The 23,530-nt window shown below is 48.3% G+C and carries 28 protein-coding genes; 16 read left to right on the forward strand and 12 right to left on the reverse strand.

Translation table 11 applies throughout. The annotated features are described in order from the left end of the window. Positions 1 to 7: 7 nt before the first annotated feature. Genes WHS43_05210 through WHS43_05230 form a run of 5 tightly spaced genes read left to right on the forward strand, consistent with a single transcriptional unit; the run spans position 8 to position 2,627 of the window. Positions 8 to 304, forward strand: coding sequence for a GYD domain-containing protein (locus WHS43_05210; protein MEJ5339035.1), 297 nt, complete (start codon positions 8 to 10; stop codon positions 302 to 304). Positions 305 to 307: 3 nt separating this feature from the next. Then, positions 308 to 655: a hypothetical protein gene (locus WHS43_05215; protein MEJ5339036.1), complete on the forward strand. Its 348-nt coding sequence runs from the start codon at positions 308 to 310 to the stop codon at positions 653 to 655. Then, entirely contained in the window at positions 618 to 1,499 is an 882-nt protein-coding gene (gene metF / locus WHS43_05220) for a methylenetetrahydrofolate reductase [NAD(P)H] (protein MEJ5339037.1), read from the forward strand. Before WHS43_05215 ends, metF begins: the two co-directional genes overlap by 38 nt. Next, entirely contained in the window at positions 1,496 to 1,705 is a 210-nt protein-coding gene (locus WHS43_05225; protein ID MEJ5339038.1) for a MoaD/ThiS family protein, read from the forward strand. The genes metF and WHS43_05225 overlap by 4 nt, the downstream gene beginning before the upstream one ends. Before the next feature lie 4 nt (positions 1,706 to 1,709). Next, the gene (locus WHS43_05230; protein MEJ5339039.1) at positions 1,710 to 2,627 is read left to right on the forward strand and encodes a TIGR00269 family protein; all 918 of its coding nucleotides are present in this window, start codon (positions 1,710 to 1,712) and stop codon (positions 2,625 to 2,627) included. Here the strand turns inward: WHS43_05230 and WHS43_05235 are convergent. The 4 genes from WHS43_05235 to ilvE are packed head-to-tail and all read right to left on the reverse strand — an operon-like array spanning position 2,590 to position 5,645. Continuing rightward, a complete protein-coding gene (locus WHS43_05235; protein ID MEJ5339040.1) occupies positions 2,590 to 3,051 on the reverse strand; it encodes a GNAT family N-acetyltransferase in 462 nt (153 codons plus the stop codon). The genes WHS43_05230 and WHS43_05235 overlap by 38 nt on opposite strands. Continuing rightward, positions 3,048 to 3,656, reverse strand: coding sequence for an outer membrane lipoprotein chaperone LolA (lolA, locus tag WHS43_05240; protein MEJ5339041.1), 609 nt, complete (start codon positions 3,654 to 3,656; stop codon positions 3,048 to 3,050). Before lolA ends, WHS43_05235 begins: the two co-directional genes overlap by 4 nt. Then, a complete protein-coding gene (locus tag WHS43_05245) occupies positions 3,653 to 4,738 on the reverse strand; it encodes a M28 family peptidase (GenBank protein ID MEJ5339042.1) in 1,086 nt (361 codons plus the stop codon). The genes lolA and WHS43_05245 overlap by 4 nt, the downstream gene beginning before the upstream one ends. Further along, a complete protein-coding gene (ilvE, locus tag WHS43_05250; GenBank protein ID MEJ5339043.1) occupies positions 4,728 to 5,645 on the reverse strand; it encodes a branched-chain-amino-acid transaminase in 918 nt (305 codons plus the stop codon). The genes WHS43_05245 and ilvE overlap by 11 nt, the downstream gene beginning before the upstream one ends. A 76-nt stretch (positions 5,646 to 5,721) precedes the next feature. On the opposite strand from ilvE, the gene panD reads away from it, so the two are divergent. From panD to WHS43_05280, 6 genes are read left to right on the forward strand one after another with little or no spacing between them, the layout of a single operon-like run. Further along, a complete protein-coding gene (gene panD / locus WHS43_05255; protein ID MEJ5339044.1) occupies positions 5,722 to 6,120 on the forward strand; it encodes an aspartate 1-decarboxylase in 399 nt (132 codons plus the stop codon). Then, the gene (locus tag WHS43_05260) at positions 6,110 to 6,712 is read left to right on the forward strand and encodes a hypothetical protein (protein MEJ5339045.1); all 603 of its coding nucleotides are present in this window, start codon (positions 6,110 to 6,112) and stop codon (positions 6,710 to 6,712) included. Before panD ends, WHS43_05260 begins: the two co-directional genes overlap by 11 nt. Then, positions 6,709 to 7,602 (forward strand): tRNA lysidine(34) synthetase TilS, encoded by an 894-nt coding sequence (gene tilS, locus WHS43_05265; protein ID MEJ5339046.1) that lies wholly within the window; start codon positions 6,709 to 6,711, stop codon positions 7,600 to 7,602. The genes WHS43_05260 and tilS overlap by 4 nt, the downstream gene beginning before the upstream one ends. Before the next feature lie 34 nt (positions 7,603 to 7,636). Further along, positions 7,637 to 9,517 (forward strand): ATP-dependent zinc metalloprotease FtsH, encoded by a 1,881-nt coding sequence (gene ftsH, locus WHS43_05270; protein MEJ5339047.1) that lies wholly within the window; start codon positions 7,637 to 7,639, stop codon positions 9,515 to 9,517. Between the two features lie 22 nt (positions 9,518 to 9,539). Continuing rightward, on the forward strand, positions 9,540 to 10,829 hold the full coding sequence (gene leuC, locus WHS43_05275; protein ID MEJ5339048.1) for a 3-isopropylmalate dehydratase large subunit: 1,290 nt from the start codon (positions 9,540 to 9,542) through the stop codon (positions 10,827 to 10,829). Continuing rightward, positions 10,810 to 11,268 carry a Mut7-C RNAse domain-containing protein gene (locus WHS43_05280; protein ID MEJ5339049.1) on the forward strand — a complete coding sequence of 153 codons (459 nt, stop codon included), beginning with the start codon at positions 10,810 to 10,812 and terminating at the stop codon, positions 11,266 to 11,268. The genes leuC and WHS43_05280 overlap by 20 nt, the downstream gene beginning before the upstream one ends. Here WHS43_05280 and hemG read toward each other — a convergent pair. Genes hemG through thiS form a run of 3 tightly spaced genes read right to left on the reverse strand, consistent with a single transcriptional unit; the run spans position 11,215 to position 13,571 of the window. Next, positions 11,215 to 12,564 (reverse strand): protoporphyrinogen oxidase, encoded by a 1,350-nt coding sequence (gene hemG / locus WHS43_05285; protein MEJ5339050.1) that lies wholly within the window; start codon positions 12,562 to 12,564, stop codon positions 11,215 to 11,217. The two genes, WHS43_05280 and hemG, sit on opposite strands and share 54 nt — an antisense overlap. After that, positions 12,561 to 13,364 (reverse strand): thiazole synthase, encoded by an 804-nt coding sequence (locus tag WHS43_05290; GenBank protein MEJ5339051.1) that lies wholly within the window; start codon positions 13,362 to 13,364, stop codon positions 12,561 to 12,563. The genes hemG and WHS43_05290 overlap by 4 nt, the downstream gene beginning before the upstream one ends. Beyond that, positions 13,365 to 13,571: a sulfur carrier protein ThiS gene (gene thiS, locus WHS43_05295; GenBank protein MEJ5339052.1), complete on the reverse strand. Its 207-nt coding sequence runs from the start codon at positions 13,569 to 13,571 to the stop codon at positions 13,365 to 13,367. 216 nt (positions 13,572 to 13,787) lie between these two features. On the opposite strand from thiS, the gene WHS43_05300 reads away from it, so the two are divergent. From WHS43_05300 to WHS43_05315, 4 genes are read left to right on the forward strand one after another with little or no spacing between them, the layout of a single operon-like run. After that, positions 13,788 to 13,913, forward strand: coding sequence for a hypothetical protein (locus tag WHS43_05300; GenBank protein ID MEJ5339053.1), 126 nt, complete (start codon positions 13,788 to 13,790; stop codon positions 13,911 to 13,913). Between the two features lie 12 nt (positions 13,914 to 13,925). Further along, entirely contained in the window at positions 13,926 to 14,363 is a 438-nt protein-coding gene (locus WHS43_05305; protein MEJ5339054.1) for a cytochrome c oxidase subunit II, read from the forward strand. A gap of 12 nt (positions 14,364 to 14,375) precedes the next feature. Next, positions 14,376 to 16,118, forward strand: coding sequence for a cbb3-type cytochrome c oxidase subunit I (locus WHS43_05310; GenBank protein ID MEJ5339055.1), 1,743 nt, complete (start codon positions 14,376 to 14,378; stop codon positions 16,116 to 16,118). 10 nt (positions 16,119 to 16,128) lie between these two features. After that, positions 16,129 to 16,854 carry an SCO family protein gene (locus WHS43_05315; protein ID MEJ5339056.1) on the forward strand — a complete coding sequence of 242 codons (726 nt, stop codon included), beginning with the start codon at positions 16,129 to 16,131 and terminating at the stop codon, positions 16,852 to 16,854. On the opposite strand, the gene WHS43_05320 is transcribed toward WHS43_05315, so the two are convergent. From WHS43_05320 to WHS43_05335, 4 genes are read right to left on the reverse strand one after another with little or no spacing between them, the layout of a single operon-like run. Next, a complete protein-coding gene (locus WHS43_05320) occupies positions 16,845 to 17,978 on the reverse strand; it encodes an acetoin utilization protein AcuC (GenBank protein MEJ5339057.1) in 1,134 nt (377 codons plus the stop codon). The two genes, WHS43_05315 and WHS43_05320, sit on opposite strands and share 10 nt — an antisense overlap. Then, positions 17,950 to 19,242 (reverse strand): hypothetical protein, encoded by a 1,293-nt coding sequence (locus WHS43_05325; GenBank protein MEJ5339058.1) that lies wholly within the window; start codon positions 19,240 to 19,242, stop codon positions 17,950 to 17,952. Before WHS43_05325 ends, WHS43_05320 begins: the two co-directional genes overlap by 29 nt. Further along, on the reverse strand, positions 19,239 to 20,744 hold the full coding sequence (locus tag WHS43_05330; protein MEJ5339059.1) for a sodium-dependent transporter: 1,506 nt from the start codon (positions 20,742 to 20,744) through the stop codon (positions 19,239 to 19,241). Before WHS43_05330 ends, WHS43_05325 begins: the two co-directional genes overlap by 4 nt. Beyond that, entirely contained in the window at positions 20,741 to 21,904 is a 1,164-nt protein-coding gene (locus WHS43_05335) for an LL-diaminopimelate aminotransferase (GenBank protein MEJ5339060.1), read from the reverse strand. Before WHS43_05335 ends, WHS43_05330 begins: the two co-directional genes overlap by 4 nt. A 59-nt stretch (positions 21,905 to 21,963) precedes the next feature. On the opposite strand from WHS43_05335, the gene WHS43_05340 reads away from it, so the two are divergent. Beyond that, positions 21,964 to 22,743 carry a ribonuclease HIII gene (locus WHS43_05340; protein MEJ5339061.1) on the forward strand — a complete coding sequence of 260 codons (780 nt, stop codon included), beginning with the start codon at positions 21,964 to 21,966 and terminating at the stop codon, positions 22,741 to 22,743. On the opposite strand, the gene WHS43_05345 is transcribed toward WHS43_05340, so the two are convergent. Continuing rightward, positions 22,712 to 23,530 carry a metal ABC transporter permease gene (locus WHS43_05345; GenBank protein MEJ5339062.1) on the reverse strand — a complete coding sequence of 273 codons (819 nt, stop codon included), beginning with the start codon at positions 23,528 to 23,530 and terminating at the stop codon, positions 22,712 to 22,714. The two genes, WHS43_05340 and WHS43_05345, sit on opposite strands and share 32 nt — an antisense overlap.

Consider the following 23,530-nt stretch of genomic DNA (forward strand, 5'->3'; position numbering starts at 1 on the left):
GTAAGCCATGCCAGTGTATGTGATGCTCACAACCCTTACAGATGAGGGTATGAAGACCCTCAAGCACAAGCCTGAGAGGATAAAGGAAGTGGATAAGGAGGTGCTGGAACGCTTTGGTGTGAAGGTGCTGGCTCAGTATGTGGTGATGGGTCCCTATGACTTTGTAAACATCCTTGAGGCTCCGGACAACGACACTATAGTGAAGATGGCTGTGGAGCTGGGTTCAAGGGGCACCATAAGGACGCTGACCATGCCCGCCCTTGATGTGGACCAGTTTATAAAGGACCTGAAAGAGCTTGGCTGATATATGCTGCCCTCCCTCAGAGCCTTTTTTGAAATAACCACAAGATACACAGACTTTAAGTGGGCAAAGACCAGAGATGACCTTATAAGCAGGGCTATGAAGGCTCTGAGGGCTTTCAGAGAGGGGAAAAATCCAGAGGAAATAAGGCACATACGGGAGCTAAGCTTTGAGATAGAGGACATCCTCCCCCTTCTTCATTCTTTTGTGAAGGAGCATCCAGAAGAGACAGAAAGGCTCATAAGCCTGCTAAGCATGTTCATAAAGTCGCCTGCACCCTGTAAAATAAGGCTCATAAACTTTGCGGAGGCACTGCTTGAAGATAGGAGAGTATCTGAAACAGAAAGGGTTTAGCGTTTCTTTTGAGTTCTTCCCTCCCAAAACTTCTGAGGGAGAGGAAGAGCTCTTTCAGACCATAAAGAGCCTTCAGCCTCTTAACCCTACCTTTGTTTCCGTCACTTACGGTGCGGGTGGAAGCACAAGAGACAGAACGCGCAGGGTGGTGGAAAGGATTCACAGGGAAACAGACCTGACTGTGATGGCACATCTTACCTGCATAGCACATACAAAAGAGGAGCTTTTGCAAATACTGGAAGAATACAGGCACATGGGCATAGAGAACATACTTGCCCTTAGAGGGGATGTGCCTGCAAACATGCCCGACTTCAGGCCCCCCGAGGGTGCCTGCAGGCATTCTGATGAACTTGTGAGGCTGATAAGGGAAAGTTTTGGCGCATGGTTTTCCATAGGCGTGGCCTCTTACCCTGAGGGACACCCCGAGTCTCCCAACATGGAGTGGGAGATAAGATACTTCAGGAAGAAGGTGGAGGCGGGTGCAGACTTTTCCATAACACAGATGTTTTTTGATAATTCCTTCTTCTATGAGTTTGTGGAGTTGTGCAGTAAAGAGGGCATAGATATTCCCATCATACCCGGTATAATGCCCATCACCAATTTCAGGCAGATTCAGAGGTTTGCCAGCATGTGCGGTGCCACCATACCCCAGAGCCTGGTGGAGAAGCTTGAACCCTATGCGGACAACCCGGAGGAAACCTTCAAGATAGGCGTGGAGTTTGCCACAGAGCAGTGTCTTGACCTCTTAGAGAACGGCGTTCAGGGACTGCACTTTTATACTCTGAACAAGTCAAGGGCTACACTGCTTGTATACGAAGGCATCAAGGGTGCTCTGAGGGCATGAGGGTCAGGGTTAGCTACAGGGGGCAGAGCCTTGAACTGGAGTTTGAAGGGGATAGGGTAAGGGTAAAGGACCTGCTGAGGTCTCTTGGGCTTTCAAGGGAATACGCCTTTGTGGTGAAGGGGGATGAGATTCTGGACGAAAGGGACTTCATAAAAGACGGGGAGAGCCTCAGGGTAATAAACGCTATATCGGGTGGATATATTTAAGAGAATGCGTAAATGTCAGAAGTGCGGTCAGAAGGCTGTTGTGTCCCTGCCACAGCACAGGCTCTCTCTTTGCAAAGAGCACTACATAGAGTGGTATCTCAGGAGGGTAGAGTCCACCGTAAGAGAGTTCAGCATGTTCCAGAGGGAGGACAGAGTTCTTGTGGCGGTCTCTGGTGGAAAGGACAGCCTGTCTCTGTGGGATGCACTGCACAGGCTTGGCTACAGAGCGGACGGGCTTTACATAGACCTTGGCATAGGCGAGTATTCTCAAAGGTCAAGGCAGGCGTGTGAGAAGTTTGCCCTTGAAAGAGGGCTTGAGCTTTCTGTGGTGGAACTGCGTCAGGAAATTGCTACAATACCTCAGATAAGTGAGGTGGAGTCCCGCCCTGCCTGCTCCTTCTGCGGACAGCTCAAAAGATACTACATGAACCGCTTTGCCAGGGAAAGGGGCTACAGGGTCATAGCCACCGGACATAACCTTGATGATGAAAGTGCTACGCTCTTTTCCAATGTGCTCAGCTGGAACATGGACTATCTTTCAAGGCAGTTTCCAGTTCTTCCAGAGGGCGATGGCTTTGTGAGAAAAGTAAAACCACTCTTTAAGTTTACTGAGAAGGAAAACGCCCTTTATGCCTTCCTCTCAGGGATTGAGTATGTGGAGGAGGAATGTCCCTTTGCAGAGGGGGCGAGCTCCATAGAACACAAGAAGATACTCTCGCAAGTAGAGGAGAATAGCCCCGGCACAAAGCTGAGGTTTTACATGGACTTTATAAGAAGGCTCCATCCTTTGCTTGAGTCTAAGGAAGTGAAGCTAAGACCATGCACTGTCTGTGGCGAGCCTACCACCGCAGAGGTGTGTTCTGTATGCAAGCTAAAAGAAAGGCTCACTTCAGAGCTTTTGTCATCCTCACCCAGTAGTTAAACCTGTCTTTTTCCTCAAACCCAAGATTCCTGTAAAAGTCCATTGCCCCTGTGTTTTCATCACCCACCCAGAGCTCTGCAATCTCAAGTCCTCTACTTTTGAAGTATTCCAGGGCCCTCTCCACAAGAGCCTTCCCTATGCCCTTTTTTCTGTATTCTGGAAGAATCACAAGCTCATGAATAGCACCCACCACCTTTCCTTCCCTCTTACTGAACCAGTTTCCGTCGCTTGCAATAAAACCAACAATCTTTCCATTTTCTTCCGCAAGCCATATGCCTGCCACATCTCTTCTGAAAAGCCAGTGAAGATATGCCTGCACATCATCGGGATGAGTATAGGAATATTCCTCAAGACCTCTGTAGCCCTGCAGATAGACATCCACCAGCTCTTTTATGTCTCCCTCCTCTGCCCTGCGAATCTTCATGGTCTTATTACCCTTGCACCCTCTGGAACTCGGACCCTAAAAAGGTTCTCCGAGGGCGTAAAGTTGGAAGACATACTCAGGAACTCTATTGTGGTAGTGGTTCCCTCCTTTTCTTCAACCCTTATGCTCCTTATATCACCCCTTGAGGAAACCTCTACCAGAACCCTGGAAAAATATTCATCCCTGACCTTTGGCTTGAGTATGAAAACTCTGCCCCTTGAACTTTCCATCTCACCAACCAGCTCAAACACCTCAGAGAGAGGTCTTGACACCAGAAAAAGGGCCTCCACAACTGGTGAGCTGTTTCTCTCAAGACGGTCAAGGAAGGCTGTTCTATCCCTCGGTGAATAGACCATTACCTGAAATCCATCGGACACTATGAGCGTGTTCTCCGGCTGTTCGTATTCTATCCTGAACCTTCCACCCCTCTGGGCATAAAAGGTTCCCTTTGATACGTCAGGCTTTGACTGCCATGGATACTGAACTCGCTGGACAAATACAACCTTCAGGCTCCTTATGTCTTCAAGCCTTTTCTGAAAGTCCTCAAAGGACTGGGCAAGGGCAGAGTATGCAAGCAGAAGAGTAAAAAGAATTAAGAGCCTCATAGTTTGTGAAACCTCCTTAAAAAGGATAGTATAACTTCATACCACATTATTACATGGTCCCAGCTTATGGCGTCGTAGACATCATAATGGGTGTGCCTTATGGTAAAGGGATAAGAGCTGAGATAGAGGGTTTGAATGCCAAGCTCCTTAAAGGGAATGTGGTCGCCATCCCTATCCTTTGCCTCACAGAAGTCTATGCTTACCCTCATATCCTGCAGGTGCTTGTAAAACATATGGTTTATTTTTTCTCCGTTATACCCTCCCCAGTCTCTGTAGAGGACGCAGGGGTTGTGCCATCCAACACCCTCAAGGTTTATACAGTAAAAAACGTGCTTGAGACCACCCCTTAAATGAAACTTCGCACCTTCCATACCAAGCTCTCTGGCATCTGTGATAAGAAACCTGAGCCTGTAGGGAACAGTGTAATTTTCCTTTAGCTCCTCGTAAAGGAAGAGCAGAAGAAGAAAGCCAACACCGTTGCCCACAGCCCCGTATATATCTACGGTGGTGTCCATGTGGGAGATGATGTAGATTATGGGTCCTCTTCCTATTTCCATGAGAAAATTTGTGCCCTCTACCACTCTTTCGCTTGACTTTACTCTGAGTAATACTTCAGAGTCCTCTATCTCTGGAACATCCTCACGCCTTATGCTCACCACGGGTATGTCCAGACCCACATAGCTTCCATAGGTGTATGCGTCTGCCTTATCCTCTGACCTGTAAGTTATCACCGCAACAGCCCCCTTTTCCTGAGCCTGAAGAGCCTTTTCCCGGGTTAAGTCCGGTATGAGGGCTATGTCACCTTCTATGTATTCCCTCTTTGCGTAGGATTCCCTATCAATAGACCTGCTGCCAATGTAAGCAACACCCCTTATCTTTCTGTCACCTATGCTGAGCCATGCCTCTTCGGGTATGAGCTTTTTTGTATGGAAAATCTCCTTCCTGTAGTTGCTGGAGGTGTAATCAAGGAAGGACTCTATCAGCCTGCGAACTCTTACGTTGCCATCTGTTCCTGTAAGTCTGTTGTGGTTTAGGGTCCTGTATGCAAACTCCTTGAAAAACTCCAGCCTTTCACTTTTCATAAACGGGTGTAAGCCAGCCAGAGTATCTTTCTATCATTCCCCTCACGGCACGAAAGTATATTTCCTGAAGTTCTTTTGTGATACTTCCCGTCTCTCCATTCCCCACCTTCCTGTTGTCCACCTCCACCACAGGAGTTATCTCAGCTGCAGTTCCTGTAAGGAAAATCTCATCAGCCACATACAGCTCGCTCCTTGATACAGGACGCTCTTCCACTTCAACCACAAGCTCATTTCTCAGAAGTCTTTTTACAGCAGACCTTGTTATGCCCTCAAGTATATGTTCTGAATAGGAGGGCGTTATAGCCCTTCCCTCTCTTATGAGGAATATGTTTTCTCCAGACCCCTCCGCCACAAAACCGTGCTGGTTCAGCATGAGAGCCTCATCGTAACCTGCCATGAGAGCCTCTGTTTTCGCCAGTGCGCTGTTTACATAGGCTCCCGCCACCTTCCATCTTGAAGGTATGGAGTTATCGTCGTTACGCCTCCAGGAGGAAACCTTTACTCTTATGCCCTTGGAAGTATCCAGATACCTTCCAAAATTGTAGGTGTATATGGCCACTTCAGGAGTGTAGTCTATGAGCTTTGGTGTGAGTTTCAGGTCTTTGAAGTATGCTATGGGTCTTATGTAAACATCCTCTCTTATCTGGTTCTTTCTGAGGAGCTCTACCGTTATGCTAACAAGGTCCTCCACGCTGTAGGGAAGCTCCATGAACATGGCCCTGCAGTTTTTTATGAGCCTCTGGTAATGTTCTCTGGCAAAGAGGATATACAGCTGCTCATGCTCTTCGTTCCAGTAGGCTCTAATACCCTCAAAGACGGCAGTGCCGTAGTGGAAGGAGTTGGTCTTTATGTTTATGTTTGCTTCTTCTATGGGGACGAAGTTCCCTTCAAAAAAGGCGTATTCCATGCCTATAGATTATATCAGAAAAGGCATTGAAGTTTATAAGGTTCAGGTTATATTTTTATTTCCTCTGGAGGAAGGTATGCAGAGGTTTATGCTGAAATCAAAGGTGCACAGAGCAAGAATAACGGGCGCAGAACTTCATTACGAAGGGAGTCTCTCCCTTGACCTTGCCCTGATGGAGGCGGCAGACCTTTTGCCCTTTGAAAAGATAGAGGTATACAACGTGAGCAACGGCGCACGCTTTTCCACCTATGTGATACCTGCCCCGAGGTATTCCGGTGAAGTCAGGCTCAACGGTGCAGCTGCAAGGCTGGGCGCTGTGGGCGACATAATCATCATAGCTTCATACGCAATTTTCAATGAACAGGAGCTAGAAAACTACAGCCCCTATCTGGTTTATGTAAACGAAAACAATCAGATAAAGGAAGTAAGGAGGGATATGGTTATTGAGGGTGTAGGAAGCACCTATGATTGGTAAGGTCTTCAGAATTTTCAGGGAAAAGGGAGGGGTGCTGAAAGCCCTTGACCTCTGGAACTGGTATGAAGCCCTTGAGCCGGGGGACCAGAAGAGGGTCAAGTATTATTTTTCCCTTAAAAGCATAAAGGATATGCGCTTCCCCTTCCGGGCAAAGCATTTTGACTCAGGAGAAGTGAGCAACCCTGGCTATACCAGGACAACGCTTCTTGGCACTCTTGCACAGACCGCCCTGCTTGAGGGGAAATACGAGGACGCAGAATGGCTTTATCTGAGAGCTCTTGAGCTCAGTCAGAATGCTTTTGAGAGGCATCTCATACTCAATGACCTGCTTATGCTCTCCCAGAAGCTAAAAGATTTTGAAAGGATGGAAAAATACGCCAGAATGGACCTTGAGCTCTTTGAAGACTACAAGGAGGAACTCAAAGAAAGGAACGGGGGAACACTCCCTCAGATAAACTCCTACGAGCTAATGGTCTACCTCCTGGAAAGAAAGGGAGACAGAACATCCGCCCTTGAACTTCTTGAGAGGCTTCACCAGGAGGGCGTTCCACACCCCTTCTATGAGGAGGTAAAGAAACGGCTTACAGCATGAAATATCACAGGCTGCTCAGAAAGGTGGTTCAGTTTCAGAGGAAGAAAAGGCTTATACCTGAAAACTCTTCCCTTCTTATTGCCTTCTCAGGAGGTGTGGACTCTGTTGCCCTCGCCCTGTGCATGCTCCGGCTATGGGACTTTTTCAGGCTGAAGAGGCTCGCCCTTGCCCACGTAAACCATCAGATAAGGGGGGAGGAAGCCTTCAGGGATGAGTCCTTCTGTCTGAACTTTGCCAGGAGTAAGGGAGTTGAAATCTTCGTAAGAAGGCTCAGGGTTGTGTCCCATGGAGAAAACCTTGAGGCAAGGGCAAGGGAGCTAAGATACAGAGCCCTTGAAGAGATAAGGCAGGAGGCTGGCTTTGACCTCATAGCCACCGCCCACCACCTTAACGACCTCCTAGAGACCATGCTCCTGTGGCTTGTGCGTGGTGCAGGAAGGGAGGGGCTCCTTGGCTTTGAAGAAAAAGAGGGAAGAGTAATAAGACCCCTCTACCTTGCCACAAGGGAGGAAATAGAGGATTTTGTAAAATCAGAGGGAGAGACATGGGTAGAGGACTCCACCAACTACGACCTGAGCTACGCGAGAAATCTAATAAGGCACAGAGTTGTCCCAGAGCTGAAAAAGATAAACCCCAGGCTTGAGGAGAGCTTTCTCAGGCTCAGAGAAATACTGAAGGAAGAGGAGGATGTTCTTCAGAAACTTACACAGGAAGCCATAGAGAGTGTTATAAAAGATGGCGATATGGACAGAAGGGCATTTTTAAAGCTACCCCATGCTATAAGGAGAAGACTCATATACAGGCTCTACGGTATAAAAAGCATGAAAGGTGTGGAAAGCTTTATAAACAGTGTAAAAAGGGGCATGCCCTTGAAAAGCCCAGAGGCATGATTAATATTAAATCTTTAAGCGTGGAGGTAAGCGGATGCAGTGGATGAAAAGCATTTTTATATGGGTTGTTCTTCTGGGTTTTATGGTTCTCGCCTTTAACCTCTTTGAGAGCAATAGAAGCCAGTCTGCAGTCAGGACACCGGTGAACACGGTGCTTGAGCTTGCAGAGGAAGGCAAGCTTAAAGAGGTAAAGGTAAAGGATAACCTGCTTACAGGTGTGACCACAGAAGGTCAGAAGATAGAGACGGGCATACCGCCGGGTTCTGATATAGTGAACAAACTTATAGACAAGGGAGTAAAGGTTGAGGTGGCTGTGCAGGAAAGCAGCTGGCTTGTGCCTTTTCTTGTCTCATGGCTTCCTATTCTTCTTTTTATAGGCATATGGATATACATGATGAGGCAGGTGAGCGGTGGGGGGAACCCCACCTCAAGGGCTTTCAGCTTTGGCAAAAGCAGAGCAAAGGTATACATAGACGAGAAGCCCAAGGTCACCCTTGAGAATGTGGCGGGTATGGAAGAGGTAAAAGAAGAAGTCAAGGAGATAATAGAATACCTGAAAGACCCTGTGAAGTTCCAGAAGCTGGGCGGTAGACCTCCAAAGGGCGTGATGTTTTATGGTGAGCCCGGTGTGGGTAAAACCCTTCTGGCAAAAGCCATTGCTGGTGAAGCCCATGTGCCCTTTATTTCAGTTTCGGGTTCTGACTTTGTGGAGATGTTCGTTGGTGTAGGTGCTGCGAGGGTGAGAGACCTCTTTGATACAGCAAAAAAGCACGCTCCGTGCATCATATTCATTGATGAAATAGACGCAGTGGGTCGCTCGAGGGGTGCCCTCAACCTCGGAGGAGGGCATGACGAGAGGGAGCAGACCCTCAACCAGCTCCTTGTGGAGATGGACGGCTTTGACACCTCCGAAGGAATAATAGTCATTGCCGCCACCAACAGACCGGACATACTTGACCCTGCTCTGCTCAGACCTGGCAGGTTTGACAGACAGATATACATACCAAGACCCGATGTGAGGGGCAGGTATGAAATACTCAAGGTGCATGCAAGGGACAAGAAGCTGGCTCCCAATGTGGACCTTGAGATAGTAGCAAGAGCGACCCCAGGCTTTACGGGCGCAGACCTTGAGAACGTTCTGAATGAGGCGGCCCTTCTTGCGGCAAGGAAGGGAAAGGAAGCCATAGAGATGCAGGACATAGAAGAAGCCATAGACAGGATTACCATGGGTCTTGAGAGGAAGGGCATGGTAATCTCACCGAAAGAAAAAGAAAAAATCGCATACCACGAGATGGGACACGCCATAATGAGCCTGATGGTCCCGGGCTCTGATGCCTTGCACAAGGTCTCCATAATACCAAGGGGTATGGCTCTTGGGGTGACGCAACAGCTACCCATAGATGACAAGCACATGTATGACAGGCAGGACCTCTACGGAAAGATACTCACCCTCATGGGCGGGCGTGCTGCAGAAGAGGTGTTCTACGGCAAAGAAGGCATCACCACAGGTGCGGAGAACGACCTTCAAAGAGCAACGGAGCTTGCCTACAGGATGGTTTCCATGTGGGGCATGAGTGAGCGCGTTGGTCCGTTGGCGGTGAGAAGAACAGTAAACCCATTCCTTGGTGGCATGACAACCTCCGTGGATATAAGCGAGGACCTGAGAAGGGAGATAGACGAGGAGGTAAAGAAGATACTTACAAAAGCATACGAGGATACGAAGAAAGTCGTTCTTGAATACAGGGAAGCCATTCAGGCTGTAGTAAAAAGGCTTTTGGAAAAGGAAACCATGTCCTGTGAGGAGGTGGTTGAAATACTCAAACTCCATGGAGTTGAGGTAAAAAGCGAGTGCAAGAAGGAAGAGTTTAAGGTTGAGATGGAAGAGAAGAAAAGCCTTGAGCAGGAGGTAGCATGATGAAAAAGAAGGAGGTGAAATTATGGGAATGACCATCACAGAAAAAATACTTGCAGACCACGCGGGGAAAAGGGAAGTCCACCCCGGTGAGCTCATTACGGTGAAGATAGACCTTGCCATGGCAAACGATGTGACTGCACCCCTTGCCATAAAGATACTGGAAAAGTATGGCATACAGAAGGTATTTGACCCTGAGAAAATAGCTCTGGTTCTCTCTCACTTTGTGCCTGCAAAGGACATAAAGTCTGCAGAGCAGGCAAAGATAGTGAGGGATTTTGCAAGGAAACACAACATAAAGTGGTTTTTCCCAGAAGGTGAGGGCATAGAACACACTATATTGCCCGAGCAGGGTATTGTGGTGCCCGGAGACCTTGTGGTGGGTGCAGACTCTCATACATGCACTTACGGGGGCATAGGCGCCTTTGCCACAGGCATGGGTTCCACGGACATAGCCTACGCCATGGCAACGGGAGAAACATGGCTCAAGGTCCCGCCTACGATGAAGTTTGTCTTTTACGGCAAGCTCCAGCCCTGGGTCTCAGGCAAAGACCTCATACTGCATACCATAGGTCACATAGGAGTGGATGGAGCCCTCTACAAGGCTATGGAGTTTGACGGCGAAGCCGTAAGGAGTCTCTCAATAGAGCAGAGGCTCACCATAGCCAACATGGCGATAGAGGCCGGTGGCAAGAGCGGAATAATAGCACCCGACGAGAAGACCATAGAGTATGTATCCCAGAGGGCAAAAAAGCCCTGGAAGGTCTATCAGAGCGACCCTGATGCCAGCTACGAGGTATTATACGAGTGGGACGCAGGCAAGATAGAGCCTCTGGTTGCCTGGCCCTACCTGCCATCAAACGTGCACCCTGTTTCTGAATCAACCCACATAACTGTAGACCAGGCCTTTATAGGCTCCTGCACCAACGGAAGGATTGAAGACCTCAGAGTAGCGGCAAAGATACTCAAAGGTAAGAAGGTCCACCCATATGTTAGATGCATAGTAATTCCAGCTTCCAAGCAGGTATACATGCAGGCTCTGAAGGAAGGTCTTATTGACATCTTCCTTTCTGCAGGCTGTTCTGTTTCCGTTTCCACATGCGGTCCATGCCTTGGTGGTCATATGGGCATTCTGGCGGAGGGTGAGCGTTGCATATCCACCTCCAACAGGAACTTCCCCGGAAGGATGGGACATCCAAAGAGCGAGGCATACCTTGCCAACCCTGCAGTGGTGGCTGCAAGTGCAGTCCTTGGCAGGATAGCCCATCCTGAGGAGGTGGTCAGAAAGGAGGAGCTTGAAGAGGTTCTTGCTTGAAGCAGACCTTCACAGGCTTGCCCACTGGCTCAGGCTCCTGGGCCAGGATGCCCTTCTTATAAAGGGACCTATAAACAAATCAGAAGTTGTAAGGTATCCGGGCAGGATATTTATCACCACCTCAAGGAAGCTGGAAGAACACTTCAAGGCATGGGGCATAGAATACCTGATACTTCCAAAGGATGACTGGAAGGTCCAGCTCTGCCTTCTCATAAGATACTTCCACATTGAGCCAGAGCTGAAGCTAAACAGATGCTATCACTGCAACGCTGAACTTGTAGCAGTTGACAGGGAGGAGGTAAAGGACAGGATACCACCCATGGTCTACCTATACGGAAGGGACTTTACTTTGTGTCCTCATTGTGGAAAGATATACTGGAAGGGCTCACACCATCCCAGACTTAGGAGAATTCTCAGGAAAGTGCTTAACTCCTGCTAAGTAGTCCTCCACCCTCTTGGCAACTTCATAGCTCCCTTTTATGCAGTCCGCTACAGAAACGCCATTGAGGTAGTTTCCCGTCAGGAAAAGACCGGGGTTTTCTCTTTCCAAGGTCTTTGCAAGCTCAATATACTTGCCGTAACCCAGTGTATACTGGGGAATGCCCTTCTTCCAGCGAGTTATGTTGAGAAAGTCAACTGCGTCCACTCTGAGCGTTTCTTTCAGTTCCCTCTCCGCTATTTCATACAGAGCTTCCTCTTCGTAATCTACCACATCGGGGTCTGTAGCTCCCCCCATGTATACGGTCAGGAGCTCCCTGCCCTCCGGTGCCCTTTTAGTGAATATCTGAGAGGAGAAGAGAACGCCAAGAGTCCTTTTTCCCTCAACCCTTGGCACGAGGAAGCCGAAGCCCGGAGGGACAGAACCCCTCTTTACGCTTGCGTGAATGACCACCACGGGGGCGTAGTATATCCTGTCAAATTCTTCTGATGCGCTCCAGGATATGTCCCTCAGAAGATAGCCCGCAGAAGTGGCGGGAGCAGAGACCACCACGCACTTTGCCTCGTATTTGCCCTTCTTTGCGTCCAGCACAAACCTATCATCTTTTTTCCTTATCTTGAGGACCACGTTCTCTGTATCCACCTTTAGCTCAGAAGATAGATGCCTTATGAGACTATAGTTTCCACCCTCAAAGGATATGAGCCTTCCACCCGGTCCGAGAGCCTTGAGCTTAATGGCTCCCTTTATCAGGCTTCCGAATTTCTGCTCAAGCTCGTAGACACGCCTTACCGCATACTTAACAGATAGCTCCTCGGGATTTCCTGCATAAACCCCCGAAACAAAGGGAGCGACCACGTAGTCAAGAAACTCTTTCCCGAGCCTTCTGCGGACGAACTCTGCAATGCTTTCTTCTGTCTTTACAGAAGGTGGCACAAGGGGCTCTCTCAAAACCCTTAGCTTGCCTGTAAGAGAGAGCAAGGGAGACTTTATAAAGCTAAGGGGAGACATGGGAAGCGGGACAAGCTTACCCTTCTTGTAGACATACCTTATCCTAGAGCTTTCGCTGGCATACTGGGGGCTTATGCCTGCGGTCTTTAAAAACTCCTCTACCTTTCCATCCGCCAGCACCGTCTGTGGTCCAAGCTCAAGGATGTAGCCCCCCTTCTGAAGAGTCTGTATGTTGCCCCCTGGGAGCTCTTCCTTTTCAAAGACATGGACTTCAAAGCCCCTTCTTTTAAGGTGCAGGGCAACGGAAAGCCCGGATATGCCCGCCCCTACTATTGCTATGTCTATCATGTCTTGTAGGGAACACCCTTGAGAGGTGAGGAGGGCACTGCGTAAGTCCTCTTTGGCATCCTCCCCGCAAGGTAGGCGAGCCTTCCCGCTATGGTGGCATACTTCATGGAGACCGCCATTCTTATGGGGTCTTTTGCCTCTGCAAGGGCTGTGTTGGTGAGTATACCGTCCACGCCAAGCTCCATAACGGGAGGTATGTCTCCTGCAGTGCCTATGCCTGCATCCACTATAACTGGCACTGAGACCGCCTCCTTTATGAATATGAGATTATAGGGATTCTGCATGCCAAGACCTGAGCCTATAGGTGCTGCAAGGGGCATGACCGCCGCACAGCCCACATCCTCAAACTTCTTTGCGTAAACAGGGTCGTCAAAGATATAGGGAAGGACTACAAAGCCCTCTTTTACAAGAAACTTCGCCGCCTTTAGGGTTTCCTCCATGTCTGGCAGTAGTGTTTTCTGGTCTCCTATGACCTCCAGCTTGACCCAGTTTATGCCCGTTGCTTCCCTCGCCAGCATGGCGGTCTTTATTGCCTCTTCTGCGGTATAGCAGCCGGCGGTGTTGGGAAGAATCTGATACTTGTTGGGGTCTATGTAGTCAAGAAGGTTTTCCTTTGTCGGGTCTGTAATGTTTACCCGGCGCACTGCCACCGTAATCATCTCCGCACCAGAGGCTTCAAGCACATCCCTGTTTTCCTGAAAGCTCCTGAACTTACCAGACCCTATTATGAGCCTTGAGCGGAAACGCCTTCCCGCAATCTCAAGGTAGTCATCCTCCAGAAGCCTTTCGTAGTCCAGCATTTAGCCACCTCCTACTATGTTTACTATCTCAACTCTGTCTCCATCCTTCAATATGCACTCCCCATACTTACTCTTTGGCACTATCTCCTCGTTCACCGCCACCGCAAGACCCACAGGTCTGACCTGTATGCCACTACTCTCAAGGAGGGCAAGCAGGGTGATGTTCTCTTTTACTTCCAGCTCCTTGCCGTTAACGAGAAGCTTCATGGAAATATTAAATATAAACTCTGCTTCGGTTTTGCAAGATGTATAAATGCATAATGATATTCTTAATTACTTATTTTAGATTAATAAACCATGAAAGGTGAAAAGAAGAAATTGAATAAATCTTTCTTCTGATATAACTTGACAAAATATAAAAGTTTGCATATACTCATAAGTAAGTTTTATTATGTTATAAAACATCCTTATAGGAGGTATGCCATGAAGGACGAGCAGTTCTTCCCAAAGGGGGCGGTAGCCTTCTTCCTTTTCATGCTTGGCTTTTATGCCTTTGTGTGGCTGTCCACTTACCTGACAATGCTCGTCAGGGGTCAGACACAACCATAAGGAGGTGAAGCCATGGATAAGGCAGAAAAGACAGCTCTTGTGCTTGCGGTTGGCTTTCTTGGTTTCTTTGCAGCCCTGCTCGTTTATGCTGCAAAAGCCTTGAACATTGACGTACCAACGTGTATAACGGATGTTAAACCCTTTACTGAAGGCAAGGTAATCCAGCATGCACCTAACAGGTATGAAATTCACTATCTTGCCAAGATGTGGTATTTTGAGCCAGCGGATGTGGAAATACCAGCAGGCTCAGTGGTGGACATATACCTGACCAGTGGAGATGTGATACATGGTTTTCAGATTGACGGAACAAACGTGAACCTTATGGCTATTCCCGGAACTGTTGCCTACGCAAGGTATAAGTTTGACAAGCCAGGTGTCTATCACATAGTATGCCATGAATACTGTGGCATAGGCCATCAGGATATGGCTACGAAGATAGTAGTCAAGTAAAGGAGGTATGCCATGAAGGTAGACAGAACAATAAGGAACATCATAGTGGCAGAGATAGTCTTCCCAGTCCTGCTCCTTGTTTTTGGTATTTACCACGGCCTAATGCAGGTGCTTTACAGGGCTGGGGTCATAAAGGACATGTCTGTGGGTGGTATTGAATACTATCAGGGTCTTACCTTACACGGGGTTATAAACGCTATAGTTTTCACCACCATAATCATAGTGGCCCTTGGAAACATAGTATTTCTCTACTACCTTAAAAAACCCCTCAGACCTCCTGTGCAGTGGCTCAGTCTTATCCTCATGTTCGGCGGAACTCTTATGGCTGCGTGGGCAATGTTTACTGGCAAGGCAAACGTGCTTTACACCTTTTACCCACCGCTCATAGCCCACTGGACCTTTTATCTCGGTGCTGCTCTTCTGATAGTAGGTTCGATAGTTCCACTCTTCTTTGACTGGTTACCTAACTATGTATCCTGGAGAAGGGAAAACCCCGGGCAGAAGGTGCCTCTTGCCGTTTATGGCATGCTGATAAACCACATCATGTGGGTGATTATGGTGGTGCCTGTGGTTGTTGAAGTGCTCTTTCAGCTTCTTCCCCTGTCTCTTGGCTTAGTTCAGGAGATAAACCCATCCCTTGCGAGAACTCTCTTCTGGGCTTTTGGACATCCTGTGGTTTACTTCTGGCTCCTGCCTGCCTATGTGATGCTCTACACCGTTCTTCCAAGGATAGTTACCGGTGATGGAAAGCTCTATTCGGATGGCGCCGCAAGGTTCGTCTTTATCCTCTTCCTCATACTCTCCTTCCCCGTGGGGCTACATCACCAGTTTACAGAGCCAGGGATAACCAGCAACTACAAGCTTATACATGCCCTTTTTACCTTTGGTGTTGCAGTTCCCAGCATGATAACCGCCTTTACGGTGGCTGCATCCCTTGAATACTCCATAAAGTCAAAATTTCCAGAGGTGAAAAACTCTCTCTTCTACTGGTGGGCAAAGATACCCTACATAAGCCTTGAGGGCAACAAGTGGCTTGTTTCCTATTTCATGGCAGGTCTTTTCCTCTTCTTTGTGGGTGGTATTACTGGCATCATAAACGCCTCTTACAACATGAATCAGGTGGTTCATAACACTTCTTTTGTCCCCGGCCACTTCCACACCACTGTGGGTGGACTTGTGACGCTTGTATTTCTTGGTATGTCTCTTTTCTTCCTCTCCCAGCTAACAGGAAAAGAAATAAGGTTTAAGGGTCTTGCAGTGCTTGCACCCTGGCTCTGGTGGCAGGGCATGCTCATATTTGAATACGCCATGTCTCTGGCAGGCTTTCATGGATTTCCAAGAAGGACAAACACAGGCACATCCTACCTGAACCCTGAATCACCCCTCTACAGGCCGGAATGGGTTGGATACGCCGAGCTTTCTGTGTTTGCAGGAGTTCTTATTGTTGTGGGCTTTGTATTCTGGGCTGTATCCTTCTTTGGAACCTTACTTTCACCTGCGGTTAAAGAAGCTGAGCTTGAAATCCCCACCGCAGAACCCTATCACGATGAAAAGATGCCAGCCCTTCAAAGGCTTACTCCCTGGGTAGTTTTCAGTTCTCTGCTTTTCCTCATATCCTACATACCACCCCTCTACGATGTTACAAAGAGGGGCGTGTTCTTTGACTCACCGGGTTACAACGACAAAAGCCCCGTGCCTATAACCAAACCACAGTCTGCAAAAGATGAAAAGAAAGAAACCGCTGAGGTCAAGTGAGGGTTCCGTCGTGCGCCATCTGTCAGGAGGGCTCTTAGCCCTCCTCTTTTTTATTTTTTCAGCCTTCTCTCAGGAAAGCTCTACTGGCATACCCCCCAACGAGGGAAAAACTCTCGGAAAGGAGCTTCCCGACGTTTTTCTCGTAGACTCTTTCGGAAGGGAGTTCAACCTCCACAGCCTGAAGGGAAAGCCCCTAATCCTGAGCCCCATATACACCAACTGCACCTCCGCATGCCCCATAATAACGGACTCGCTCAAAAAAGTCATCCCGTCCCTGGGAAAGCCCGGCGTAGACTTCTGGGTTCTATCCTTCACCTTTGACCCCACCGATGGGCAGGAGGATATAAAAACCTTTCAGGAAAAGCATGGTCTTGATGGAGATGGATGGAAGGTGGTAAGGGTAAAGAGCAAGGAAGACCTCTTCAGGCTTGTGGATGCCATAGACTTCAGGTTCATGTCTATTCCGGAGACAAAGGACTTTGTTCACCCCAATCTTGTGGTATTCATCTCTCCGGACATGAAGGTCAAAAAGTATGTGTATGGTGTTGTGTTTGATAGCAAGGAGATGCGCAGAGCTCTTGAATATTCTCTGGGTAAGCGGGACATTCTTGAGGACTTTACAAGGTTTCTTTTCTTTGCGGGGCTTATGGGGGTATCCCTCAGCGGTCTGTATCTTGTAATAAGCAGTGCAAGGCTTCTTCACAGAAGAGAAACAAAAAAAACCCTTCACCTGTAGTAAGCCAGCGTTTCCTCCACTATCTTCCTTACCTTTTCCCTTACCTCTCCTTCCCTTGGTCTGTCAAGGAGGCTCTCATACATGTAGCTTCTGTCCACATCTTCATCAAACTCCTCAAAGTCCACGGAAAGGAGAAGCTCCTTTGCCTCCGCACTCAGACGCTCTGGGATTTTCCTACCTGAGAGCCTGCACCACAGGAGAGCCCACGCTCTGGCAAGGGCGATGGGATGGTAGCCTCCTCCCCCCAGATACACGCCATCCCCAAGGACTTCCCTCACAAGGTCAAAGGCTCTCAGAAAGCCCCAGTTGGACAGCTCAAACTTGGAAAGGTAGTCCTCTAAAAGCACATCGGTGCCAAGCTGAAGCACATACACCTCTGGTCTGTAGAGCTCTGCTATTATGGGGATGATTCTTTCTAACACAAACAGAAACTCGCTATCGTTGACTCCCGCAGGTAGAGGTACGTTGAGGTTGTAGCCCCTGCCCTTTCCAGAACCACGCTCATGGAGAAAGCCTCTCTTAAAGGGAAAGGCATACTCGGGGGACTGATGGATGGAAAAAACGAAAACCCTGTCGTCCTCGTAGAAAAAGTCCTGCACTCCGTCACAGTGGTGGGCGTCAAGGTCTATGTAGAGCACCCTTTTGAAGCCCCTTGATAGGATATACTGCAGGGCTACTCCCGGGTCGTTTATAAAGCAAAAGCCCTTTGCCATTGAGGGATAGGCGTGGTGCATGCCACCAGCCGGGTTAAAGGCTGAGTATCCCTCAAGAAATAGCTCCACCGCCTGCACGGAAGAGCCTGTGGCAAGCAGAGAACCTCTCCACATGGCGGGTGAAACTGGATTTTCATAGCTTCCTATGTTGAACTTCTCTCTGTATTCCCTCTTTACGCACTGACACTGGTCGCATTCCTGAAGGGCTCTGAGGTATTCCTCCTCATGAAAGAGTCTCAGCTCCTCCCAGCTGGCGGGTCTGCTCTCTGTAAGCTCTTCCCCCGAAAGGAGCTCCATGACGTGCAGGAGCTCCAAGAGCAGTGAAACCCTCGGAATCCTCAGGGGATGATTCTTTGAATACCTGAGGTTTCTATAGGCGTAGCTACCTATCAGTTTTGAGCTCTTCCGCATAGCTCTTTACCAGCCTGTGGACCTCTCTGTAGTTTATGTCTCCAGCCAGAAGGTAGCTCTTCTCACCATAGCTGAACTTTTTGGAAACGGTTATGCAAAAGTCATCAGTTGCCTGCGATATGTATATATTGGAGATGTAAACATCTTCGTGGCTCGCCTTCTTAAAATACTCCTTCTCTGACCTGTCTGCTCCTTTCTTACCAGTCTTGATGGGATAGGTGAGCCTTGGGTTCACCACATTGTTGGAAACCTGAAGCCCACTTTCTCCTATGACATAAAAAAGCTCAAAGTATGGATACTTTTTGAAAAAATCGTATAGCACAAATTCCCACAGGTCTCTGTCAGTCCTTTTGAGGCTCTCCACTATGTTTTCAAAATCCTGCTTTATCCTGTGCCTTATGTGGTGTATCAACTCCCTTTTCTCATACTCGCAGAGAACCACAGAAGGCTTTTCTTCATGGAATATGAAACAGGAAGCATCGTGCACATCCTCCATCCTTTTTTTCAGTTCTGAGCTGAGCTTGAAAAAGTCCTCAAAGCTTCTAAGGTTTTTTATGGGTATGCAGTAGCCGAACAGGTAGATGGGCTTTGCATCTGCATAGAGCAGGGAGAATTCTCTCTGAAACTCCCGGTATAAATCTACGATTTCTTCTTCTTTCAGCTTCACCCTGGAAAGGGCATATACCTCATTTTCCTCGTAAGAGAGGCTCACGTCTCCCTGTATGGTATTTTTTACGTCCTCGTAAAGTATCCTCTGAAGGCTCTCCCCCTTTGAAGACCCGTATTCTTCCACAAAACCCCTGAGGCCACCTATGTAGAAACAGTAGAAATAGTAATCCTGACCGAAGAGGGACCTTATCTTCTGGAACATGGGAACTGTAGCCTCTCTAAAAAGGCTTGCGTGGTAAAGAACCACATGGTAAAAAAGAACACCCATGTATGAACCCTTTTTGTCCACCAGCAGGATGGGTGATTTGTAGGCGTTAAAAAAGTCCAGAAGCGATGTAAGATGCTCAGGCTTTAAGGTTGCGTTCCTTAACTTCATCAGCGGATGAGCAAGGTCGCCCACTGTCAGATGTTCTCTGTGCTGAGCTTTTATCAGGTCAAGCTTGCTGACTGTGCCTATAGGTCTGTTGTCCCTGACCACAACAAGAAAGTCATAGATACTGAACTCTTCAAAAGCCTTCAGGGCTTCCTTTATACCAAGGTTGTATTCTATTCTTGGCACACCAGTGGCTAAACTCACAAGCTGTATATCTCTCATATGTGAGGTCCTGCCAGGTATCTTCTTCTACTCTCTACGGCTATGAAGGCAAGCAGAACGAGGGTTGCAATTATGAAAAGGCGGGCGGCAACCACTCCACCATCGGCCTGAGCCAGCACCCTGGGTGCCTGAAGGAGTCCCCACTGATAGAGGAGAATAACCAGAAACATGGGAGAAACTATGGCAAAAAAGTAAACCAGCCACTTTGGCACCCTTATAAAAACATCCCTTGTAAGCTCGTGATGAAACCTGTAAACTCCAAATATCCATACAAAAACAATTATTTCAAGGAGGGCAAAGAAGACAAGCATGAAGGTCCCTGCCCAGAAATCAAGCTCGTCTATAAATCCAGGAAGGAAGGCAGAAAGAAGAGCGCCTGAACTTACCATGAGCATGGAAACATTTACAGCCTTTGAATGCTTCCACCTCATCTCATCCTCAAAGAGCGCTATAAGAGGCTGTGTAAGGGCAAGGGAGGAGGTAAGTGCAGCTATAAAAAGAAGGAAGAACCACACCGCAGAGAGAAGCCAGCCAAGGGGCAATGCCATAAGAACTGCAGGCATGGACATAAAGCCAATTCTGAAAGTGCCCTCCTTTGCCAGCTCAGGCACAGCCATGGCCCCAAACATGGCAAAGGCGGCAGGTATGGCTATGGAAGCACCTATGATTACCTCCACAAACTCGTTCAAGCCTGCCGTCCAGAGCCCTGCCTTTAAAACATCCTCACGGGCCTTTACATAGCTGGCGTAGGTGGCTATAGCACCCATACCCAGAGAAAGAGTAAAGAATATCTGCCCTGATGCTTCAAGCCAGACCTGAGGGTCCCATATTCTGCTGAAGTCTGGAGTATAGATGTAGAGAAGCCCTTCAAGACCCTTTCCCCCTCTAATGGACAGAGATACCACCGCAAGGAAAATCCCCATGAGCAGAAGGGCTGGTATTCCCACCTTTGCGGTAAGTTCAATACCCTTGACTATCCCCCTCTGGAGTATATACCAGTTTACCGCAAGGGTTATGAACAAAAAAACAAGGGCGTAAACTGAGGGTTCTGTGTAGTTTCTAAAAAAATCTACATAGGGAGCCATGGCGGTTTTTGCATCACCGCCTTCTACGGGCACTGGCATTTGACCAAAGAGGGAAAGCACTGCAAAGCCCAGCGTCCAGGACTCAATGTATATATAGTAGCAGACAATTAGAAAGGGTATGGCAACGCCTATTGAGCCAAGCACTCTTGCCCAGTTGGCATGATGAAAGAGAGAGCCCATAATCCCCGTCATAGAACCATGACCCTTTGCCCCCGCATACCTTCCTATTACCCACTCCAATATCATTAGTGGTATACCAAGCAGAAAAAGCGCCACAAAGTAGGGAATCATAAAGGCACCGCCGCCGTAGAGGGCAACTTTGGAGGGAAACCTCAGCAGGTTTCCCAGACCTATAGCGTTTCCTGCAGCGGCAAAGATGAGACCTATTCTGGAAGCCCAGGCTTCCCTCTTCTTCATATCTTAAGACCCTTTATTCTTTCCACCGCCTCAAGAAGCCTCTGAGTTGGCACCGTCAGAGATATCCTGAAGTATCCCTCTCCATGCTCTCCAAAGCCGTTGCCCGGAGTGCATACTATTCCACATTCATCAAGCAGCCTTGAAACAAAGCCTGCAGAGGTGTATCCCTCAGGCACCCTCACCCATAGGTAGAAAGTGGCATCAGACTTGTAAACCTTCAGACCTACCTCTTCAAGAGCTTTTACCATGGCCTGTCTTCTTTCCCTGTATGTTTCCCTTATCTTCTGGAGCTCCTCCTCTGGAAGGTTGAGGGCTGTAATGCCTGCCTCCTGAATTGCCTGAAACTGACCAGAGTCCACATTTGTCTTCACCTTCCCCAGTCCAGCAACGAGCTTTTCATTGCCAACCGCCATACCAAGACGCCACCCTGTCATGTTGAAGGTCTTTGAAAAAGAGTGAAACTCTATGGCAACCTCCTTTGCCCCCTCTATCTGCAGTATGGACATGGGTCTTCTGCTTCCAAAGTATATCTCTGAATAGGCAAGGTCTGAAGCCACTATTAAGTTGTGCTCCTTAGCCCACGCTACGAGCTCTCTGTAAAAGCCTTCATCCGCAGTGGCAGAAGTGGGGTTGTTGGGGTAGTTTACCCATATGATTTTTGCCCTTTTGAGCACATCACCCGGAATGCTTTTAAAATCTGGCAGAAAGCCATTCTCTTCCCTCAGGGGCAGTATGTATGGTTCGCCTCCAGCAAAAAGAGTGCCTATCTTGTAGACTGGATACGCCGGGTCAGGACAAAGGACTACATCGCCCGGGTTTATAAAAGCCAGTGGAAAGTGGGCTATACCTTCCTTTGAGCCTATAAGGGTCACCACCTCCTTCTGAGGGTCAAGTTCAACGCCAAAGCGCTTTTTATACCAGTCTGCTACAGCCTGCCTGAAGGAAAGCATGCCCTCGTAGGAGGGATATCTGTGATGCTCGGGCTTTTCTACAGCCCTTTTCATAGCTTCCACTATGGGCTGTGGAGTGGGAATGTCCGGGTCCCCAACCCCAAGGTCAATGAGGTCCACACCTTGAGAGAGCTTTTCTCTCTTCTTCTGGTCAATCTGAGCAAAGAGATAGGGTGGAAGAGCATTTATCCTGTGGGCATATTCAATCATTGTGCACCTCCGAAGATTATGGATTTTTATTATATCAGTAAAATAGTAATGTTCAGAACATGACAAACCTAACCCTCAAAGTATTCCCTGAAAAGGCAGAGGAGCTTAAAAGCGAGCTTCTGAGAAGGGGCTTCTATGAACTTGAGAGTCCTGGTCTGAAATGGCTCTTAACTGACGGAGAAAACACCCTCAGGCTATACCCTTCGGGAACTCTTCTCATTCAGGGTAAGAGGACAGAGGCTATGAAGGAACTGGTTCTCTCTCTGATTGAAGCACCCTCTTCTACAGACATAGGCTGTGATGAGTCTGGGAAGGGGGATGTGTTTGGTCCTCTGGTGCTCTGCTGTGCTGTTATAAAGCCAGAGTATTACAAGAAGGTTCTGAGCCTCAATATGAGGGATTGTAAGAGGATGAAAGACGAGGAGGTTCTCAGGAAAGCAGACCTTTTCAGGTCTTTTGGAGAGTTCAGGTGCAGGCTTGTAGAACCCGGCCAGTTAAACGAGCTTTATCAGAAATCTGGAAATCTCAACAGAATACTGGATGCACTTTATGGAGAACTACTGGAAGGGCTTTTCAAGAAGTATCCTTCTGCAAGCTTTTTTGTCGACGCCTATTCAAAGAAAAGCCCCTTTGATAAAAGGGTTCAATTTGAGCATAGGGGGGAAGAAAGGCTTGCGGTTGCCACCGCCAGTGTCCTTGCAAGGGCTGAGTTTCTCACATGGCTCAGAAGGCACAACCTGCCAAAGGGTTCATCACCGCAGGTTATGGAACTTGCCCGGAGAATCTACCGCCGGGATGCACAGATGGCTAAAAAACTCCTGAAAACCTTCTTTTTATAAACTTGCTTAAGGAGGCAAGGACAAAGAAAAAGACCATGCTTCCCACCACCGCACCGCTGGGCGGAAGGTCAAGGAGCAGGGAAAGAATTATGCCAGAAGAAAGAGAAAGGAAAGAAAAACCTACTGAAAGGAGCATCCCCTGAAGAAAGGAAGAGGACACCATCAGAGAGGTCATGGCGGGTATGGATATAAAGCTTGCAGAGAGCACAAGGCCCACCGCCTTTATGGAAAGAACCACATTGGCAGAGGCAAGGGCAATAAGAGAATAGTTGAGAAGCCCCACCTTTACACCCCTGAGCCTTGCAATTTCTTCATTAAAGCTGAGAAGCAACAGACTTCTGTAGTTCAGGAATACAAAAAGAAGGGTAAGCATAAAAACAATCACAGAAAGGAGAAGGTCCTTTTCTGAAGCAGTGAGCATACTACCAAAGAGATAGGAGAACACATTTGTGCCCAGGTTGTCCGTAATTCCAAGCACCACTATTGCCATGGCCACACCCACAGAGAAAAAAAGGGCAACCAGCGTATCCGCCGGCAGAGACTTTCTGTCTACAAGGAACTGAATGAGAAGACCAAGCAGGACAGTATAAAACACAGTAAAGGTCATGGGCTCAAGGTCAAGCACTATGGCAAGGGCTATGCCCCCAAAGGCAGCGTGCGACAGACCCGCACCCAGCATGGCAAGCCTCTTTATGAGGAGGAAAACTCCCACAAGGGAGGTGGAGAGGGCTATGAAAAGAGCAGAGAGGAAGCCTTCCCAGAAAAGGCTGTAAGAGAGAAGTTCCAT

The organism is Aquificaceae bacterium (assembly GCA_037481935.1).
Classification (GTDB): Bacteria; Aquificota; Aquificia; order Aquificales; family Aquificaceae; genus Pampinifervens.

Excerpts from the sequence above, each read along its gene's own strand:
- WHS43_05210 (MEJ5339035.1), top strand. The coding sequence starts at position 8 with ATGCCAGTGTATGTGATGCTCACAACCCTTACAGATGAGGGTATGAAG.
- WHS43_05215 (MEJ5339036.1), top strand. The coding sequence starts at position 308 with ATGCTGCCCTCCCTCAGAGCCTTTTTTGAAATAACCACAAGATACACA.
- WHS43_05225 (MEJ5339038.1), top strand. The coding sequence starts at position 1,496 with ATGAGGGTCAGGGTTAGCTACAGGGGGCAGAGCCTTGAACTGGAGTTT.
- WHS43_05230 (MEJ5339039.1), top strand. The coding sequence starts at position 1,710 with ATGCGTAAATGTCAGAAGTGCGGTCAGAAGGCTGTTGTGTCCCTGCCA.
- WHS43_05235 (MEJ5339040.1), bottom strand. The coding sequence starts at position 3,051 with ATGAAGATTCGCAGGGCAGAGGAGGGAGACATAAAAGAGCTGGTGGAT.
- lolA (MEJ5339041.1), bottom strand. The coding sequence starts at position 3,656 with ATGAGGCTCTTAATTCTTTTTACTCTTCTGCTTGCATACTCTGCCCTT.
- WHS43_05245 (MEJ5339042.1), bottom strand. The coding sequence starts at position 4,738 with ATGAAAAGTGAAAGGCTGGAGTTTTTCAAGGAGTTTGCATACAGGACC.
- ilvE (MEJ5339043.1), bottom strand. The coding sequence starts at position 5,645 with ATGGAATACGCCTTTTTTGAAGGGAACTTCGTCCCCATAGAAGAAGCA.
- panD (MEJ5339044.1), top strand. The coding sequence starts at position 5,722 with ATGCAGAGGTTTATGCTGAAATCAAAGGTGCACAGAGCAAGAATAACG.
- WHS43_05260 (MEJ5339045.1), top strand. The coding sequence starts at position 6,110 with ATGATTGGTAAGGTCTTCAGAATTTTCAGGGAAAAGGGAGGGGTGCTG.
- tilS (MEJ5339046.1), top strand. The coding sequence starts at position 6,709 with ATGAAATATCACAGGCTGCTCAGAAAGGTGGTTCAGTTTCAGAGGAAG.
- ftsH (MEJ5339047.1), top strand. The coding sequence starts at position 7,637 with ATGCAGTGGATGAAAAGCATTTTTATATGGGTTGTTCTTCTGGGTTTT.
- leuC (MEJ5339048.1), top strand. The coding sequence starts at position 9,540 with ATGGGAATGACCATCACAGAAAAAATACTTGCAGACCACGCGGGGAAA.
- hemG (MEJ5339050.1), bottom strand. The coding sequence starts at position 12,564 with ATGATAGACATAGCAATAGTAGGGGCGGGCATATCCGGGCTTTCCGTT.
- WHS43_05290 (MEJ5339051.1), bottom strand. The coding sequence starts at position 13,364 with ATGCTGGACTACGAAAGGCTTCTGGAGGATGACTACCTTGAGATTGCG.
- thiS (MEJ5339052.1), bottom strand. The coding sequence starts at position 13,571 with ATGAAGCTTCTCGTTAACGGCAAGGAGCTGGAAGTAAAAGAGAACATC.
- WHS43_05300 (MEJ5339053.1), top strand. The coding sequence starts at position 13,788 with ATGAAGGACGAGCAGTTCTTCCCAAAGGGGGCGGTAGCCTTCTTCCTT.
- WHS43_05305 (MEJ5339054.1), top strand. The coding sequence starts at position 13,926 with ATGGATAAGGCAGAAAAGACAGCTCTTGTGCTTGCGGTTGGCTTTCTT.
- WHS43_05310 (MEJ5339055.1), top strand. The coding sequence starts at position 14,376 with ATGAAGGTAGACAGAACAATAAGGAACATCATAGTGGCAGAGATAGTC.
- WHS43_05320 (MEJ5339057.1), bottom strand. The coding sequence starts at position 17,978 with ATGCGGAAGAGCTCAAAACTGATAGGTAGCTACGCCTATAGAAACCTC.
- WHS43_05325 (MEJ5339058.1), bottom strand. The coding sequence starts at position 19,242 with ATGAGAGATATACAGCTTGTGAGTTTAGCCACTGGTGTGCCAAGAATA.
- WHS43_05330 (MEJ5339059.1), bottom strand. The coding sequence starts at position 20,744 with ATGAAGAAGAGGGAAGCCTGGGCTTCCAGAATAGGTCTCATCTTTGCC.
- WHS43_05335 (MEJ5339060.1), bottom strand. The coding sequence starts at position 21,904 with ATGATTGAATATGCCCACAGGATAAATGCTCTTCCACCCTATCTCTTT.
- WHS43_05340 (MEJ5339061.1), top strand. The coding sequence starts at position 21,964 with ATGACAAACCTAACCCTCAAAGTATTCCCTGAAAAGGCAGAGGAGCTT.
- WHS43_05345 (MEJ5339062.1), bottom strand. The coding sequence starts at position 23,530 with ATGGAACTTCTCTCTTACAGCCTTTTCTGGGAAGGCTTCCTCTCTGCT.